This window comes from Desulfurobacteriaceae bacterium (genome assembly GCA_039832905.1).
Taxonomy (GTDB): domain Bacteria; phylum Aquificota; class Aquificia; order Desulfurobacteriales; family Desulfurobacteriaceae; genus Desulfurobacterium.
In genome coordinates this window covers 1-16,020 of record JBDOLX010000053.1, presented here as the reverse complement: position 1 = coordinate 16,020, position 16,020 = coordinate 1, and the positions used below count along the sequence as shown (strand labels likewise).

Below are 16,020 nucleotides of genomic sequence, written 5' to 3'. Positions count from 1 at the left end.
TTTTATCTTTTCAAAGAGCTCAGGTTCTTTTTCCTTAATCTCTCTTAATAATTTCACATACTTAAGCAAAGAGTCTTCTTCTTCATCTTCTTTTAACCTGTTCATTTTCTTGAATAGTCCATGAGCGTTAACCTCTTCTTCTTCGGTTAAGTACTTTGCATCTTCACCAAGAGCTTGATGGAACGCCTGTAGCTTTGCTATGGCTGCTGCCTCAAGTCCGAGCTCTTTTTCTGCTACACCTACAGGAAAAAAGTTGTAGATATAAATCTCTTTAAAAGACGTTCCTACTCTGTTAATTCTTCCAACTCTTTGTAAAACTCTTGTTGGGTTCCAAGGAATGTCATAATTGACTATAACGTTTGAACGATGAAGGTTTATACCTTCTGCTAAAACGTCTGTTGTAATAAGAATTTTTATGTCATCTTTCTGCACCTTTGCATTAGGATCAAAGTTTTCAATAATTTCCTTTCTTACAGATGATTTTGATTTTGAGGAGTAAACTAGAACACACTCTCCAAAAGTTTCTTTTAGCTTCCTTCCAAGATATTCTGCAGTTTCAGAATATTCTGTAAAAATAAGTATCTTTCTAGCTTTACTAAGAACAGAATCCTCACCTTTCAGCAAATCTAAGAATTTATTTAACTTTGGGTCTTCTTCTATCCTATACCAGTTATCCCTTAAAACTCTTATCGTTTCTGTATCGGTTTTGAGATTTTTATAGAAATCAGAAAAGAGTTCTTCTTTTTTGTATACCTTAACCTTTCCTTTTTCGACAAGTTCAAAAAGTTCGTCAAGGTTGTCCTCTTCAAGTCGTTCCTATCCATCAACTTCTTTACTTACGTAAACTTCCCCTTTTTCTTTAAACATTTTTAAAAACTTTTCGTGGGATTCAAGGAATCTATCAAGGGTTTTTCTAAAAGCTTCGAAACTGCTTTCAAGTCTTTTAAGAAGAAGCGTTTTCATAAGACCGGCTAAGTTTTTCTGGGAAATAAACTCAGGGTCGTTTTCTTTTAGCTTGGTCTTAAGATAAAGTGCAGGTCTATATCTAGCATAGGAAAGGTTTCCTATCGTTTCTATTGTTTTGTTGTAAAGATTATCAAGGTCTTTGTCTAAAAAGTAATAAACCTTCTTTGGAGGTTTTACTTTTGGAAAAGATACACCTTGAGCTTTTAGGTCTTTTCCATAGTATTTTTCCACTTCTTTTCTTGTTCTTCTAACCATTACATATCTAAGAATTTTTGTTCTGATTTCTCTTCCACACTCTTTAAGGACTTCCTTATACTTTTTGGGATTCTTTTTTCTATCAACTTCCTTTATTTTTCTTTCCAAGTTTTTGAAAAAGTCTTCAAGGTTTGTAACCCCAGGTATTGTTGACCGATAGCGATTTTGGAAAAGTAAAAGCTGGTTTTTTACATCTGAAGGTTTGTTATTATAAGGAGTTGCCGTGATGAGTATTACTTTCTTTCCTTTACATATTGAATGTAAGTTTTCATAACTTTTTGTTTCTTCGTTTCGGAACCTATGGGCTTCATCTATAACAACTACTGGATAGTCTTTAAACTCTTGGGGATTAATATTTTTCAAAAGTCCTGAAGAGATAACCTTTGATCGGACTCCAAACTCTCTGAGAACATCTTCCCAGTATTCAGTAAGGTGAGGTGGTGCAAAGACGAGAACTTTCTTTTTAAGTTTTGAACAAAGCATTGCTGCTATGAAGGTTTTACCAAGCCCAACAACGTCTGAAAGAAAAACTCCTCCGTGCTTTTTAAGTTTTGATTCAGCATCTGCAACAGCTTCTATTTGATACTTTAGTTTCTTAAAACCTTCTGGAAGAATTAGATCTTCTTCCTTAAAGTCAAGCTGGTCGTGTAAAAATTCGTAGAGAAACTTTAGGTAAAGTTCATAAGGAGAAAGAGTATCGTTAAGCCATGTTCTTTCTTTAACTGTTTTAACAATATCTTCTGATATATCTACACACTCTTTCCATAAAGCTTCAAAACGATCAATGGCAAACAGAACATCACTTGCATTTTTAAGTTCTACGTTAAATTCCAAGTTTTCTTTAAGTCCTGAGATTGTAAAGTTTGAAGAACCTGTAATAACTCTTCCAAGGTCTACTTCACCTCTACTTTTGAAAATATAAAGCTTTGCATGAAGTGGAGAGTGGGGATAGTACTTTATCTCAAGTTTTCCACTTCTTATCCACTCTATAAATTTTCTAATAGCTTTTTCTCTTTCAAGAGAATCTTCGTAATCTCTACTTGATAGTTCTTCTACCACTTTTTCAAGATATTCCTTCCTTGATTCAGCAACGCTCTTTGCTTTTTCCAAAAGATTAAAAACGCCTCTCCCTACTTGCATTCCAACAATAATTCTGATTTTGTCTACCTTTTCAAGCTCTTCGTGTAACTGATAAAGTCCTGAGAGGTAGAAATAACCGACGATAATGTCAAGTTCTCTAGTATCTCTAAGAACGGCTTTAAACCTATCTATTAACTTTCTTCCTTCCTCATTCGTAAAGAAAGTAAGGTCGTTTACAGAGTAAGAAGCCACTTTAGCTCTCCCTTTTTTGTTTATTCATTTCATATTTTAAAATTTCTTTTCCAATTCAACCATTTCTCCATTCAACCAATCAACCAAAATACAAAACAGGAGTTTAAAAAGATGTTTCTAAAAAAGAACACAAAAGGAACTTATTGCCTCGTTTTCTCAATAGATGACGTTTCTCTAAAAGTAAGAAGCGGTAAAAAATTCTTTCTTAAGAAGGGAACTTATCTTTATGTCGGTTCAGCTTTTGGAAGTGGAGGATTGAAAAAAAGAATACAAAGACACCTTAAAAAGGACAAGAAAAAGCATTGGCATTTCGATTTCGTTTCAGCTCAAGATTCTTTTAAAGCACTTGAAGTTTGGATAGTGGAAAATAAAAGGCTTGAATGCTTACTGGCAGATTTTATATCCAAAACGGAAGAACCCGTTTTTGGCTTTGGTTCAAGTGATTGTAAGTGTTTGTCTCATCTATTTAGAGTTAGTGATCTGGAAGATTTGAAAAGCCAGGTACTTAAAGAATTCAATGTTAAAATTTTTAAAATTTAAAAGCAGAGAGGAGAAGATGGAGGTTAAGGAAGTTTTAAATAAACTGGTTGAAAAGCAAAATTTATTTTTTGAGGAAACCAAAGATCTCTTTACAAAAATAATGGATGGAGAACTTACAGATGCTCAGATAGCAGGAATTCTTGTTGCCTTGAGGGCGAAAGGAGAAACAGAAGAAGAAGTTGCAGGTGCTACGTATGTTATGAGAGAAAAGAGTTTAAAAGTTCCTCTCCCTGAAGATGTTAAAGAAAAGATAGTCGACACCTGTGGAACGGGAGGGGATTTAAAGGGAACTTTTAACATATCTACAACAGTTGCTCTTGTTGTTGCTTCCTGTGGCGTACCAGTAGCAAAGCACGGAAACCGATCCGTTTCGAGCAAATGTGGAAGCGCAGACATTTTGGAAAGCTTTGGTGTGAAAATTGACTTAGCTCCAGAGGAAGTGGCAGAATGTATTAAAGAAACGAACTTTGGCTTCATGTTTGCTCCAAGATTTCATCCTGCAATGGCAAAAGTTGTAAAACCAAGAAGGGAACTGGGAATAAGAACCATATTTAATCTTCTTGGACCAATGACAAATCCTGCTGGAGCTAAAAGACAACTTATGGGAGTGTTTAGAGAAGATTTAACAGAGAAACTTGGGAAAGTTCTACTAAAACTTGGAACAAAAAGATCTTTTATAGTCCACGGAAAAGATGGCACTGACGAAATAACAATCTGCGATAAGACCACGATCACCGAAATTTCGGACTGTGAGTTAAAGACTTACGAAATTTCCCCAGAAGACTTTGGGTTAAGGAGAGGAACCTTTGAAGAGCTAAAAGGTGGCGAGACTTTAGAGGAAAATAAGAAAATTGTTGAAAGAATACTAAAAGGAGAAGAAAAAGGATCAAAAAGGGAGATTGTTGTCCTAAATGCAGCCTTTGCACTTTTGGCAGGTGATAAAGTTAAAACGGTAGAAGAAGGAATAGACCTTGCTACAAAAGTTTTAGAGGAAGGAAGACCTTTTGAGACTTTAATGGAAGTGGTTAAGCTAACAAATAGCTTTTAATTGTTTTAAAAAACTCCCTATCCCTTAAACCGGGATGGGGAACTTTTAGTTTTCTTGTATCTATAAAAAAGTTTCCATAGATTACAATGTCTATATCTACTACTCTTGGTCCCCACCTAAAGGTCTTATACCTTCCTACTCTCTTTTCTATCCACTTTACAAGATTTAAAAGTTCAAAAGGTGGATGATGGGTTTCTACTAAAAGTCCCAAGTTTAAAAAGTAAGGTTGGTTAACAACTCCAAAAGGTGCTGTTTCTAAAACTTTACTTCTTTTTAGAATCTTTCCCACAAACTTTTCTATTAACTTTTCTGCTTTATTAAGGTTTTCATACCTATTTCCAAGATTACTGCCAAGAATCAAAAGTACCTTCATGTTTCCTCTTTTAGCATTTTTATGAGAAGTTTTAGAGCTTTTTTGGCTGCCTTCCTTCTCCTTGCATTCCTTCTTGCTACCTCATCAGGATCTTTGTCTTCGAAGATAAACTTAAAAACTTCAACCTTATCATTGACAGATATCCCGATGTATGTAAGACCTACCGACTTTTTTGGTGTCTCTCCAGTTGGTCCTGCAATTCCGGTGATGGAAATTCCACACTCGGTATTCATAAGTCTTTTAACTCCTAAAACCATTTCTTTAGCGGTTTGCTCGCTGACTGCACCAAATCTTAGCAAAGTTTCTGGACTAACATTTAGCACTTTCATCTTTATGGTGTTGTCGTACGCTACAATTCCACCCATAAAATAGGCAGAACTTCCCGGAACGTTTACAATCCTTGAAGATAAAAGTCCTCCCGTGCAACTTTCTGCAACAGAAAGCTTTAGATTTTTCTCAAGAAGTAGTTCTTTTAGTTCATATTCAGGTTTCATTTTTGACCTCTTTATCTCGGGTTATAATCTCTAAGTCAAGAAAATATCTTACCACTTGTTTGTAAGGAGGTTAAATGTTTTCTCTACCTGAGCATATAAAAAAGGTTCACGTTTACGAACCTGGAAAACCCGAAGACGAATTAAAAAGAGAACTTGGTCTAAATGAAATAGTTAAGCTTGCTTCAAACGAAAATCCTCTCGGACCCTCTCCACAAGCTGTAAGAGCAATAATAGAGGACTTAAAGAACCTCCACAGATATCCGGATGGAAATTCTTTTTATCTAAAGAAAGCGCTTTCCGAGCATCTTGGTGTAGAAGTTGAGAACATATTTGTAGGACTTGGTTCAAACGAAGCTCTTGACATAATCTCAAGAGCATACTTAAGACCGGGACTTAATGCCGTTTACAGCGAAAAGTCTTTCGCTGTATATCCAATAGTTGTTCAGCTATCTGGTGCAGAACATAAAGTAGTAAAAGTTAAAGACAACTACTACATGGACTTAAAAGCGCACCTTGATGCTATTGACGAAAACACAGCTGTGGTTTTCCTTGCCAATCCTAACAATCCAACTGGAACGGCTTTCTCCAAAAAAGAGTTTGAAGCTTTTTTAAGGGACTTTCCAGATGATGTTCTACTTGTTCTTGATGAAGCTTACTACGAGTATGCTGTTGGTGCAGGATTTGACGTTCCAAACGGCGTTGAATACATCTACGAAAAGAACATAGTTGTTACAAGAACTTTCTCAAAGATTTATGGACTTGCAGGATTAAGACTTGGATATGCCGTTGCGAAGAAAGAGATAATCCAAGATATGAATAGAATTAGACAACCTTTTAACGTTACAAGACCTTCACAAGTTGCAGGAGTTGCAGCTCTTGAAGACAAAATGTTTATAAAACACTCCCAAGTTGTAAATGAAGAAGGTAAAAAGTACCTCTATGAACAATTTGAAAAGCTTGGACTTGAGTATGTTCCAACTTACGCTAACTTTATTCTCGTAAAGGTAGGTTTTCCAAGCAGAGAAGTTTTCAAAAGGCTTTTACAAAAAGGTGTAATAGTTAGGGCAATGGACGGTTATGGTTTCCCTGATCATATAAGAGTAACTATTGGAACTATGAAAGAGAATATCTTCTTTATTAAAAAACTAAAGGAAGTTCTTGAAGAACTAAAAGGAGAAAAGCTGTGAGGAAGTTGATTCTTCTATCTCTTTTCCCTTTGCTTTTTTCTACCTTTTCCTGTTCTTGTAAGTGGCAAACCAAAATGGAAAAAGAAGTACTGAAAGTTACAGGTGGAAAGTTTACCGTTAAGGTTTTTAACGGTGGAAAACTTGTAGCCACCTATCAAGGAAACGGTTATGTTTGGTTTGAGATGGACAAAAACGGTAGACATACGGGTGCAGTTCTCTTTAAAGACGGAAATGGACGTATAGTCAGAGTTGGTAGCTTCGGTGGAACTGTAATTGTTGAATATGAGTAAGAGGGAAAGATGTTAAAAATTGCCCATGTTTCAGACACCCATCTTGGCTATACCCAGTATAGGCTAATAGAAAGGAAAAAAGACTTCATTGTTTCTTTTGAAAAAGCCATTGACAAAATGATAGAAGAAAAAGTTGACATAATTTTGCACACAGGAGATCTTTTTGAAACTTATCAACCTGATATGGTAAGTCTTTCAAAGTGTATATCCATCTTGCAGAAAGTAAAAAATGCTGGTATAGAGTTTATAGCCATTACCGGAAACCACGACAGGGTCTTAAGAAGAGGAACAATCCCACCTCACAAAATTTTAGAGGAGTTAAAGCTTGTAAAACTGGTTGATCCTTACGACGTTCTAGAAATTGACGGAATCTTAATTGCAGGATTTAGATTTTTCCCAAAAAGAATGATAAATGCGTTAAAAGAAGAGTTCTTCCCATCTTTAGAGGAGAAAGCAGAGAAATTTAAATACTCAATCCTTATGTTCCACCAAGGGGTAGGGCAGTATTTACCTTACGAGGAAAGCTTTGAAATGGAATTTTCCGATTTTCCAAGAAACTTTAACTACTACGCTGGAGGACACATCCACGCATTCTTAAAAGAGAATCTTGGGAAAGGAATTTTTAGTTACGCAGGTTCTACCGAATTTAGAACCAAAAAAGAAGCCCTTCTTGGAAAAAGAGGATTTAACATACTTGATATTGAAAGTAACGAATTTAAAAGAGTAGAGATTGAAAATTTACGTCCTTTTGAAGTTCTGAATTTAACCGAGGAAAATGTCAAAGAAGAACTTTTAAAACTTCTTGATAGAGTGGAAAGGCATGAAATTCCTCCAGTTGTTTTAGTTAGCTATACGTATAAGGATTTGGAGATAGAAACGTTTAAGAAAGTTTTAGAAGACATAGAGAAAAAGTCTTTACTCCTTAGAATTGATAAAAGACGGGTAAGAAGTGAAGAGGAACTTGTATCTTATGTTGATAAAGGTAAAAAACTTGCAGATTTCCTCGTTGAGTTTTTAAGAGAACAAAATCAAAACGAGAAAGTAATTTCCTTAGCAAAAGAAATAATTGATTCAAACGAGGAACTAGTTGAGGATGTAGTAAAAAGCTTTCTAAAAGAGGAAATTGGAAAAGGTTGGGAAGAGGTAGAAAAACTTCTTTCTTAAAGCTTGCGAAAAACGTTTTCTTAGATATCCTCTTTCCTGAATACTGCGTTGCGTGTGGAAGTTTTCTTCTTTTAGACCACTATTACATTGCTTGTGAAGATTGTTGGAAAAGTTTCTTTAAGGAGTTTAAAGGAAAAAAATGCAAACTCTGTGGTTTCCCACTAAAATTAAAACCGGGGATTGGAGATTTATGTAGGGAATGCTATGAGAAGAAAAGAAAATTTTTCTTTGACAAAGTAGAGTATTTTGGACTTTACAATGACCTTATAGACATCTCTCTAAAAGCACTAAAATTTGAAAAGAGAAAACCTATCGGTTTAAAAATAGGAGAAACTATCAAAAGTCACTTCTTAAACTTTTTGAAAAAAGTTTCTCCAGATTTTGTTGTTCCCGTGCCTTTAAGTGAAGAAAGAATGAAAGAGAGAGGATTCAACCAATGTGAGGTAATTTTAGAAGGTGCGGAAATTTCTTACGTGCCTCTTGCCAAAAAGCTTTTTAATCCCAAAAGACAATCGGAACTTTCAGCAGAAGATAGAGAAAAGAACATAAAAGGTGTTTTTGAAGTAAGCTATAGTGTAGAAGGGAAAAAGGTTCTGATCTTTGACGATGTTTTTACAACAGGTTCAACTTGTAATGAACTTGCAAAAGAACTTAAAAAAAGCGGTGCTAAAAAGGTTTTTGTTTATACGGTAGCAAGGAGTGTTTAATCTAGAAATTTTATTTTAAACTTTCCATATGTTGAAGATGAACTTTTAAAAATAGCTTATAAAAAGACCTTACCTTTTTTGAAGGAAAGGAACATTAAACCGAAGAACTCGGCATTTCACCCTTTTTAACTCCTCAACGTGCTATTCTCGTAGAAGTCCCACAACTTGAAACGATAAAGTAATAGAGCTAACTGAAAGTCTTCAAAAGTTGTTGGGTAAAGATGTTAAAGTATTTGTAGCATGATATAATTTTTTAAATCTTGACCGTTCCAGTCTCTGGAAGTTTTAGTCTCACTAAACCTCTTTGTACTTTTATCTAAGGAGAAAAAAGTAGAAAGAAAAAAATAAGAGAGAGTAGAAACTAAAATTAAATACCTTCAAGAGGTTTTGCTTCCTTTTTGGTTTCTTCTTTATAGATTTCTCTATCAGATTTATCAGCTAAGGAAGAGAGGTAAAGATCTGTATAAGTTAAATAGGTTATCTCGCTAACCCACGGAGAAAAAAGCTTTATTTCCACTCCTCCTATGTTCCAAACTGCTTTTCCATCTGCAAGATGAGGTTTTGTATAACTATCTGGATTTCCATATTTATTCCTTAAAAGGTCGTAGTAGGTATAAAAAGTAGATTTGTCCTTGCTTTCAGAAAGACGATATTCAATTTTCATGAGTTTTCCTTTGAAAAACCAAAAGTAAGCAGATGAGATTTTTTCAAGAGGTATTCCTGAAACAACATAACCAGTAACGTTTGGATTGGATATGTCATCTTTAACAATTCTATGACCTGCTTTTTCTATCTTCCAACCTTTATCTTTCACAATCTTCTTAAACTCTTCTTCTGTTGTAAAACCAACCTTTAAACCAAAAAAGGAAGGTCTTTTCTTTAGTTCGTTCTCCACTTCTTTTACTTTTTGACAAGACACTTTATATCCTAACTCACAAGCTCTTTCCCAAAGAAATATAGCAGTTTCAAAGTCCCTTTCTACCGTCTGTCCGTTATAAAACCTGTAAGCTAAATTACTACATCCTAATGCATTTCCCAAAGAACAAGCTTTAAGGTAAAGTTTAACGGCTTCTCTATCATCTTTTATTACACCTTTTCCTTTAGCATACATAACTCCTAGATTGTTACAACCCAACCCATTTCCTAATCTACAACCTTTAGAGTAAAGTTCTATAGCTTTTTGATAGTTCTTTTCTACTCCTAAGCCATCTTCATACATATATCCCAAGTTTGTACATCCTCCGCCCTTCCCCAGTTTACAAGCTCTAGAATAAAGTTCAACAGCTTTTTGATAATTTTTTCCTACTCCTTTTCCATTTTGATACATAACTCCTGAGTTGTAACATCCCAATCCATCTCCTAGCTTACAGCCTTTAGAGTAAAGTTCAGCAGCTTTTTGGTCATCTTCTTTCACTCCTAAACCAAAATCATACATATATCCCAAGTTCGTACATCCTTTACCCTCTCCTAGTTCACAAGCTTTGGAGTAAAATTCAATAGCTTTTTGATAGTTTTTTCCTACTCCTTCTCCATTCTGATACATAGCTCCCAGTTCATAACATCCTTTACTATTCCCTATATCATAAGCTTTCTTAAAAAACTCTAAAGCTTTTTTATAGTTATTGTTTTTATAAGCTTTCATTCCTCCTGAAAAGTAGTCTGTTTCCTTTGTATCTCCGTATGCATTTATCAGAGATAACGTAACAAAGAGAAATACGAAAAATTTCCCCATCACTTTTCCTCCTCCCTAAATAAAGTTTATTAGTATTTTACAAAAAAAATTTTTTAAACAAAATAGTTTAAAATATTAAAAAACTCCTATGCATGAAACCTTATGGTTTCCGGATATTTCAAAAGGTTTCATATCATAAGATAGACACTCTTTTTTTCTTATATTGCACCTTAAATAAAAGGGACAACCTTTTATTTCTTGGATGTCTTTTTCCTCAAAAAGAGTATCTATAGGTATTTTTTCCTTATTCTTTTTCTCAAAAGAAGGTAGAGAAGAAATAAGCAACTTTGTGTAAGGATGTTTGGGAGATCCTAAAACATTTGAGGTTTCTCCTTCTTCGACTATAAAACCTTTATACATAACGATTACTTTATCGCTAATCACTTCAACAACTGGCAAAGAATGGGAAATGAAAAAGTAGGAAATATTAAGTTCTTCTTTAAGGTCTATAAGAAGGTTTACTATTTGTGCCTGAACGGAAACGTCAAGTGCTGAAGTGGGTTCATCAAGAACAATAAGCTCCGGCTTCATAGCGATAGCTCTTGCTATTGCTACTCTTTGTTTTTGTCCTCCTGAGAGCTCTTTAGGATACTTTTCCAAGTAAGATGAAGGTAATGCCACCTTTTCAAGAAGTTCTTTAGCAATTCTTTTTAGTTCTTCTTTAGAAAAGGAGTAGTTTATCTTTAACCCTTCCGTAATTATTTCCCAAACTTTCATTCTTGGATTTAAAGAACTTTGGGGATTTTGAAAAACAGCCTGAACATTTTTTCTGTAAACTTTATAATCTTTTCCTTTTAAAAGATTAATATTCTTTCCCTTATAAAGGACTTCACCTTTTGTAGGCTTTTCAAGGTCAAGAATTATTTTGCCAAGAGTGGACTTTCCACATCCACTTTCTCCGATAACTCCAACAGTTTCTCCTTTAAAGATTTTTAAAGATACGCCGCTAAGTGCTCTTAACTGCTTAACAACTTTCCCGAAAAAGTTCCTCTTTATCGGAAACTCTTTATAAACATTTCTAACTTCCAGTATCAATAGGAATGCTCCTCGTCTGGGAACTTTCCGCTCCTTACTTCCTCTACGTACTGTCTAACAGCATCTTTTGCCAACTTTCCAAGTTCTGCATAACGTTTTACAAACTTTGGTTTAAACTCATCGAAAAGTCCTACCATATCGTGGAAAACAAGAACTTGACCATCACAGTACTTGCCGGCTCCAATTCCTATAGTTGGAATGGAAAGCATTTCTGTTATCTCTCTTGCCAGATCCTTTGGTATTTTTTCAAGAACTACTGCAAAAGCACCTGCTTCTTCAACAGCTTTTGCATCCTCTATTAGTTTTTCCCGTTCCTCCCCTACTCCTCTTAGTTTGTAACCTCCATAAATGTTCACGCTTTGAGGTTGCAAACCTATATGTCCCATAACGGGAATACCTGCTTCTACAAGAGCTCTTATAGTTTCCTTTTGGCTTACTCCACCTTCAATCTTTACTGCATCACAACCTGTTTCTTTTAATGCTCTTCCAGCATTTAAAATGGCATCTCTTATTCCTGTTTGGTAAGAAAGGAATGGCATATCCATTATTACCATTGCATTTTTTCTTGCCCTGACTACTGCCTTTGTGTGATAAATCATTTCTTCAAGGGTTACTGGAATAGTTGAGGAGTACCCAAGAACTACCATTCCGAGAGAATCTCCAACCAAAATGGCATCAACTCCTGCACTATCCACTATCTTTGCAGTAAGGTAGTCGTAAGCAGTAATAACTGATATCTTCTCTCCCTTCTTCTTCTTTTCCAAGAAAGTAGCTGTTGTTATAGCCATTAATCGCAAACCTCCGGAAGCCACTTTACAAATTCTTTTATCATCTTAAGGTAGCTCTTATATCTTTCACAAGAGATTTCTCCTCGTCTTAAAGCCTCTTTTACCATACAACCATCTTCGTTAAGATGCATACAATCAGAATACTTACATTCATACCTTAAAAACTCAGGGAAGTATAATCTAACATCCTCTTTTTCCATAAAGTTAAGGGCATCTACGCGAGAAAATCCGGGAGCATCCCCAATAAATCCTCCATCAAAAGGAATGAGGCTTACTTCTCTTGTCGTGTGTTTTCCTCTTTCGGTTTTCTTACTCACTTCTCCAACTTTAAGTTCTCTTCCTGTAAGTTTAGAAATGATAGAGCTCTTTCCAACCCCACTAGGTCCAGCAAATATGGAAATCTTTCCCTTTAAGTCCTCTTTTAGCTGAGGTAATCCCTCTTCAGTTTCGGCACTTACCTTTATGACTTTATATCCAGCCTCAGTGTAGATTTTAAACCACTTTTCAAGTTCTTTTTTTCCTTCCTCATCAAGGATATCTATTTTGTTGAAAACAATTGTGGTTTCAAGTCCTAAATGGCTATAGACAACAAGCAAGTTGTCAAGAAGGAAATTTTGAAAAGGCGGATTCTGGATCGTGGAAACTATAACAACTTTATCAACATTAGCTATTGGGGGTCTAATAAGAAGGTTCTTTCTTTCTTCAATTTCTTCAATAGCAAATGTTTCTTTGTCAACCACTCTTCCTTTTACAATATCCCCAGCATAAACTTTGTCTTTTTTTCTTACTTTACCAAGAGGTATTCCTCTGTAATACTTTCCTTCTTTTTCAACAAAAACCGTAATCTTTTGACCAGCTCTTTCTACTATAATTCCTTTTACCATATGCTTTCTATTTCCCTCCTTTCGGTTTTCTCATAAAAAAGAAATATAAGCTTTTAAAGGGAGAAAAAGAATGGTTGTAAGAACAGGAATCATAGATAAGGACGAAGTTCTCAAAATATTAAAAAAGGAGGAATATACGAATCTTTTTGTTTGGTATGACCCACCAAACACCACTTATGACTGGCATACCCATCCTTTTGATGAAGTAAGGTGGATAATTGATGGCGAGATAACAATTGGTACGGAAAGAGAAGTTGTTACTTTATATCCTGGCGATAAGATGAATGTTCCAGCTGGAACTCGCCATTTTGCAAAAGTTGGAAATGAAGGAGTTGTCTACATCTGTGGGTGTGAACTACCCCTCATTGAAATGAGGGGCTTCCCGCTTCAACGAGTGCGTTAGCACTCTCCACGGGCGTAAGTTCGGGTCTTCCAACCCTACCGCTCGTAAGGTGAGCGACCCCTTTATGAGTTTCAATCCTTCCTTTAAGAGATTCAGCGTTGCGTTGTAATCCCTATCGTGCTGTGTTCCACAGTTAGGACACTTCCATTTCCTATCAGACAGTTTGAGATTTTCGTTCTTGTATCCACATACAGAGCAGAGCTTTGATGAGGGATGGAACGGATTTGCCTTGATGAGTATTCTACCGTAAAGTTTTGATTTATACTCCAGATAGGAGATGAACCTTTTTCAGCTTGCGTCTGCTATGTGTTTAGAAAGGTTGTTGTTTTTGAGTAATCCCTTAACGTTTAAGTCCTCTTTTTCTAATCTTTTAGAATAATTGTTTAAATTCACTAGAAAATGATCTTTGAAGTCGGCAGATTCAGTTGAACGAATTTCCTATTATACTTCCTCTATGTTTTCTTATACCTTTAATTTTAACTGAATAGTTTTAGAGCTCTCCCCCTCCAATTTTTCTTTTCAGTGAATGGTAGAATCCACTTAAGTTAGACAAAGTTCTTGTCTTTTCAAGAGGAGGTAGATAATGAACACAACAGAACAACCTAAGATAGTTGTTATAACGGACGAAGTTCTTGAAGAGGCTGTAAGAGCTCCAGAAAAATTTGGTCTTCAAGAACAAAAAAGAGTGGCAGATAAAGTTTCGGCATTGGAGAAAAAGATAGTTTTTTATGCCAAAGATGAAGCCACCAAGCCTATTACCGACCAGCTTTACTCTCTCCAACAAAAGTTGGAAGAACTCAATCCGAAGTACTATGAAGAAAAAGCTCCCTTCTGGAAAAAACTGCTCCATCTCGTTCCGAAAGGAGAAGAACTTATAAAACTCATTGCAGAAAAGTATGAGACTATTGGACAGTATATAGAGAGAATTTCTATGCATCTTTCGGATTCTAAGGATCAGATAATTAGGGATAATATAGAGCTCGAAAGACTGCAGGAAGAACTAAAGCAGTTCAATAAAGAACTTGAAGAAAAGATCGGCTTAGGAAAACAGATTCTTGAAAAGCTGAAAGAGAGAGCTCAGATTGTCGATGATCCCGTAGAGAAAAAGAGAATAGAAGGAGCGATTTTCACTTTTTCTACGAGAATTCAGGACTTACAGACCATTTTACAGGCAAACCTGCAGTTTCTCGTTTCTATTGAGCAGACACTCCAGAACAACAGAGCTCTCCTCGATGCAATTGAAAGAACCATAACAATAACCAAAACCGTTTTAACTATAGGACTTTCTATAAGGACTTCTCTTATTAATCAAAAGAGAGCAATGGAGACGGTTAAAGCAACTCAAGAATATACCGCTGAGCTCCTAAAATCAAATGCAGAGGCGATTAAAGGACAAACTAAAGAAATTGAATCCTTGTACACAAGTCCCGTTGTTGCGATAAATAAACTTGAGGAGGCCTACAATACACTGATGTCTGCAATAACAGATTTTGAAGAAGTAAGACGTAGAGGAATAGAAGTTGCTACGCAGAACATAGCCAAGCTTGAAGAGATGAACAAGAAGCTCAAAGAAAAACTTGAGCAGTGAAGAGTTTGGATTGTTTTCTCAAAAATTATCTTAGAGGGATAAAAAATGTGTATTATAAGATTAATATTCAGGATACTTCTTCTTCTGGTACTACTTTTTTCTATTTGGTTTATTGTAAAGTTTTTAATAGCGAACAGGAATAGTTCGGATGGTTCTTCAAATGCCGAAAAACAGAGAGATACTTTTGGGAATGAGACCTCTACAGAGTCCACACTTCCAGAAAAGTTCCTTTCTCTTATTGTTCGAATTACAAAGGACGAGCATTTAGACCTCTCCGAAAGAAATCTTATCTACGACGAACTTAGAGGCATAGCCCAAATTCTCAAAGACCTTGAGGATGCCGAGATTCCTGTTGACAGGAAGTATGAAATAGAAAAACTGTCCGACGAATACCTACAAAGACTTATTTCAAGCTATCTATCTCTGGATTCATCGGAGAGAAATTTTGAGAAACTGAAAGAAGGATTAACTCTTATAAGAGCAGAGCTCCAGAAGATAAAAGATGCTTTTGACAGCGACAGCAAAGAATTTAAGAAAGAGGTTGAGTTTTTAAAGAGAAAATATGGGGGGCACGGTGAGTAATATAACTTGGGATACAGTTATAGAAGCGATAGATAGGTTGAAAAGGTCTAAAAGAGCAAAAAGAAGAAATCTTTTAAAGCTTCTAGAAAATAGTCTTATAGAAATTGACGGAGTAATTCTGATAGTGAAAGAGGCTGAACCACACGATGATTGGGCGGAGTATATGACAGAAGACATCACAGGAAGGAAGTTCTACATAGAAGTTGAAATTGACGAGTCATTTACCGTTTGGAAGAAACTTACAGGTGGGGAAAAAGTGAGAGCTCTACAAAGATTAAAATTTGACCACGGTGCAGTTTTGTTAGAAGAGGGAAAAACGGAAGAAGAAACAACTTGGACTTGATAAATTCATTGATGAGGTTGTTGATGAGTAGTGTTCGTATAGATCAAAGTATCAGAACTGAAAATGTTTCTGAAACTTCAAAACTTGATTGGTTATTTCCGACTCCAGTATTTACAGCGGCGATTGATCCAGATGGATCAAAATTCAAACAGGATATCTTAGATTTTTATGATAAGTATTTTGCTGAAAATCCAGACGCTATTTCCATGTCTGATAAAATATTCAAGACTGCACATAGTACATATTATACAGATCAATGGATGTATGAACACCCAGAACTAGAGGGTATTTGTAAAGAAATACTTAAAC

19 protein-coding genes are annotated in these 16,020 nt (G+C 35.5%); 11 read left to right on the top strand and 8 right to left on the bottom strand.

Annotation, left to right across the window (positions count from 1 at the left end; all coding sequences use genetic code 11):
* The coding region (locus ABGX27_04005; GenBank protein ID MEO2068656.1) for a C-terminal helicase domain-containing protein at window positions 1-624 on the bottom strand (624 nt) is incomplete at its 3' end.
* Between the two features lie 192 nt (window positions 625-816).
* Complete coding sequence (locus ABGX27_04000; protein MEO2068655.1) at window positions 817-2,553, bottom strand: SNF2-related protein; 1,737 nt, start codon at window positions 2,551-2,553, stop codon at window positions 817-819.
* A 111-nt stretch (window positions 2,554-2,664) separates the two neighbouring features.
* Here ABGX27_04000 and ABGX27_03995 point away from each other — a divergent pair, with 111 nt between their 5' ends.
* Window positions 2,665-3,093 (top strand): GIY-YIG nuclease family protein, encoded by a 429-nt coding sequence (locus ABGX27_03995; GenBank protein ID MEO2068654.1) that lies wholly within the window; start codon window positions 2,665-2,667, stop codon window positions 3,091-3,093.
* Between the two features lie 16 nt (window positions 3,094-3,109).
* Window positions 3,110-4,141: an anthranilate phosphoribosyltransferase gene (trpD, locus tag ABGX27_03990; GenBank protein ID MEO2068653.1), complete on the top strand. Its 1,032-nt coding sequence runs from the start codon at window positions 3,110-3,112 to the stop codon at window positions 4,139-4,141.
* On the opposite strand, the gene folK is transcribed toward trpD, so the two are convergent.
* Window positions 4,119-4,514, bottom strand: a complete 396-nt coding sequence (gene folK / locus ABGX27_03985) for a 2-amino-4-hydroxy-6-hydroxymethyldihydropteridine diphosphokinase (GenBank protein ID MEO2068652.1) — start codon at window positions 4,512-4,514, stop codon at window positions 4,119-4,121. The two genes, trpD and folK, sit on opposite strands and share 23 nt — an antisense overlap.
* Window positions 4,511-5,008 carry a CinA family protein gene (locus ABGX27_03980; GenBank protein ID MEO2068651.1) on the bottom strand — a complete coding sequence of 166 codons (498 nt, stop codon included), beginning with the start codon at window positions 5,006-5,008 and terminating at the stop codon, window positions 4,511-4,513. The genes folK and ABGX27_03980 overlap by 4 nt, the downstream gene beginning before the upstream one ends.
* Before the next feature lie 74 nt (window positions 5,009-5,082).
* On the opposite strand from ABGX27_03980, the gene hisC reads away from it, so the two are divergent.
* Genes hisC through ABGX27_03960 form a run of 4 tightly spaced genes read left to right on the top strand, consistent with a single transcriptional unit; the run spans window position 5,083 to window position 8,356 of the window.
* On the top strand, window positions 5,083-6,195 hold the full coding sequence (gene hisC, locus ABGX27_03975) for a histidinol-phosphate transaminase (GenBank protein MEO2068650.1): 1,113 nt from the start codon (window positions 5,083-5,085) through the stop codon (window positions 6,193-6,195).
* Window positions 6,192-6,485: a hypothetical protein gene (locus tag ABGX27_03970; GenBank protein ID MEO2068649.1), complete on the top strand. Its 294-nt coding sequence runs from the start codon at window positions 6,192-6,194 to the stop codon at window positions 6,483-6,485. Before hisC ends, ABGX27_03970 begins: the two co-directional genes overlap by 4 nt.
* A gap of 9 nt (window positions 6,486-6,494) precedes the next feature.
* Window positions 6,495-7,649 carry a DNA repair exonuclease gene (locus ABGX27_03965; protein MEO2068648.1) on the top strand — a complete coding sequence of 385 codons (1,155 nt, stop codon included), beginning with the start codon at window positions 6,495-6,497 and terminating at the stop codon, window positions 7,647-7,649.
* Window positions 7,619-8,356, top strand: coding sequence for a ComF family protein (locus ABGX27_03960; protein ID MEO2068647.1), 738 nt, complete (start codon window positions 7,619-7,621; stop codon window positions 8,354-8,356). Before ABGX27_03965 ends, ABGX27_03960 begins: the two co-directional genes overlap by 31 nt.
* Window positions 8,357-8,723: 367 nt before the next feature.
* Here the strand turns inward: ABGX27_03960 and ABGX27_03955 are convergent, their stop codons facing one another.
* The 4 genes from ABGX27_03955 to rsgA all read right to left on the bottom strand — a co-directional run bounded on the left by ABGX27_03955 (window position 8,724) and on the right by rsgA (window position 12,795).
* On the bottom strand, window positions 8,724-10,088 hold the full coding sequence (locus tag ABGX27_03955) for a tetratricopeptide repeat protein (GenBank protein ID MEO2068646.1): 1,365 nt from the start codon (window positions 10,086-10,088) through the stop codon (window positions 8,724-8,726).
* A 75-nt stretch (window positions 10,089-10,163) separates the two neighbouring features.
* The gene (locus ABGX27_03950; GenBank protein MEO2068645.1) at window positions 10,164-11,123 is read right to left on the bottom strand and encodes an oligopeptide/dipeptide ABC transporter ATP-binding protein; all 960 of its coding nucleotides are present in this window, start codon (window positions 11,121-11,123) and stop codon (window positions 10,164-10,166) included.
* Complete coding sequence (gene panB / locus ABGX27_03945) at window positions 11,120-11,911, bottom strand: 3-methyl-2-oxobutanoate hydroxymethyltransferase (GenBank protein MEO2068644.1); 792 nt, start codon at window positions 11,909-11,911, stop codon at window positions 11,120-11,122. Before panB ends, ABGX27_03950 begins: the two co-directional genes overlap by 4 nt.
* Window positions 11,911-12,795 carry a ribosome small subunit-dependent GTPase A gene (rsgA, locus tag ABGX27_03940; GenBank protein ID MEO2068643.1) on the bottom strand — a complete coding sequence of 295 codons (885 nt, stop codon included), beginning with the start codon at window positions 12,793-12,795 and terminating at the stop codon, window positions 11,911-11,913. The genes panB and rsgA overlap by 1 nt, the downstream gene beginning before the upstream one ends.
* Window positions 12,796-12,865: 70 nt before the next feature.
* Between rsgA and ABGX27_03935 the strand changes: the two genes are divergently transcribed.
* From ABGX27_03935 to ABGX27_03915, 5 genes are all read left to right on the top strand, one after another.
* Complete coding sequence (locus ABGX27_03935) at window positions 12,866-13,198, top strand: cupin domain-containing protein (protein MEO2068642.1); 333 nt, start codon at window positions 12,866-12,868, stop codon at window positions 13,196-13,198.
* Between the two features lie 583 nt (window positions 13,199-13,781).
* The gene (locus ABGX27_03930) at window positions 13,782-14,786 is read left to right on the top strand and encodes a toxic anion resistance protein (protein ID MEO2068641.1); all 1,005 of its coding nucleotides are present in this window, start codon (window positions 13,782-13,784) and stop codon (window positions 14,784-14,786) included.
* 45 nt (window positions 14,787-14,831) lie between these two features.
* A complete protein-coding gene (locus tag ABGX27_03925; GenBank protein MEO2068640.1) occupies window positions 14,832-15,368 on the top strand; it encodes a hypothetical protein in 537 nt (178 codons plus the stop codon).
* Window positions 15,361-15,711: a hypothetical protein gene (locus ABGX27_03920; protein MEO2068639.1), complete on the top strand. Its 351-nt coding sequence runs from the start codon at window positions 15,361-15,363 to the stop codon at window positions 15,709-15,711. The genes ABGX27_03925 and ABGX27_03920 overlap by 8 nt, the downstream gene beginning before the upstream one ends.
* A 23-nt stretch (window positions 15,712-15,734) precedes the next feature.
* On the top strand, window positions 15,735-16,020 hold a 286-nt coding region (locus ABGX27_03915; protein ID MEO2068638.1), incomplete at its 3' end, for a hypothetical protein.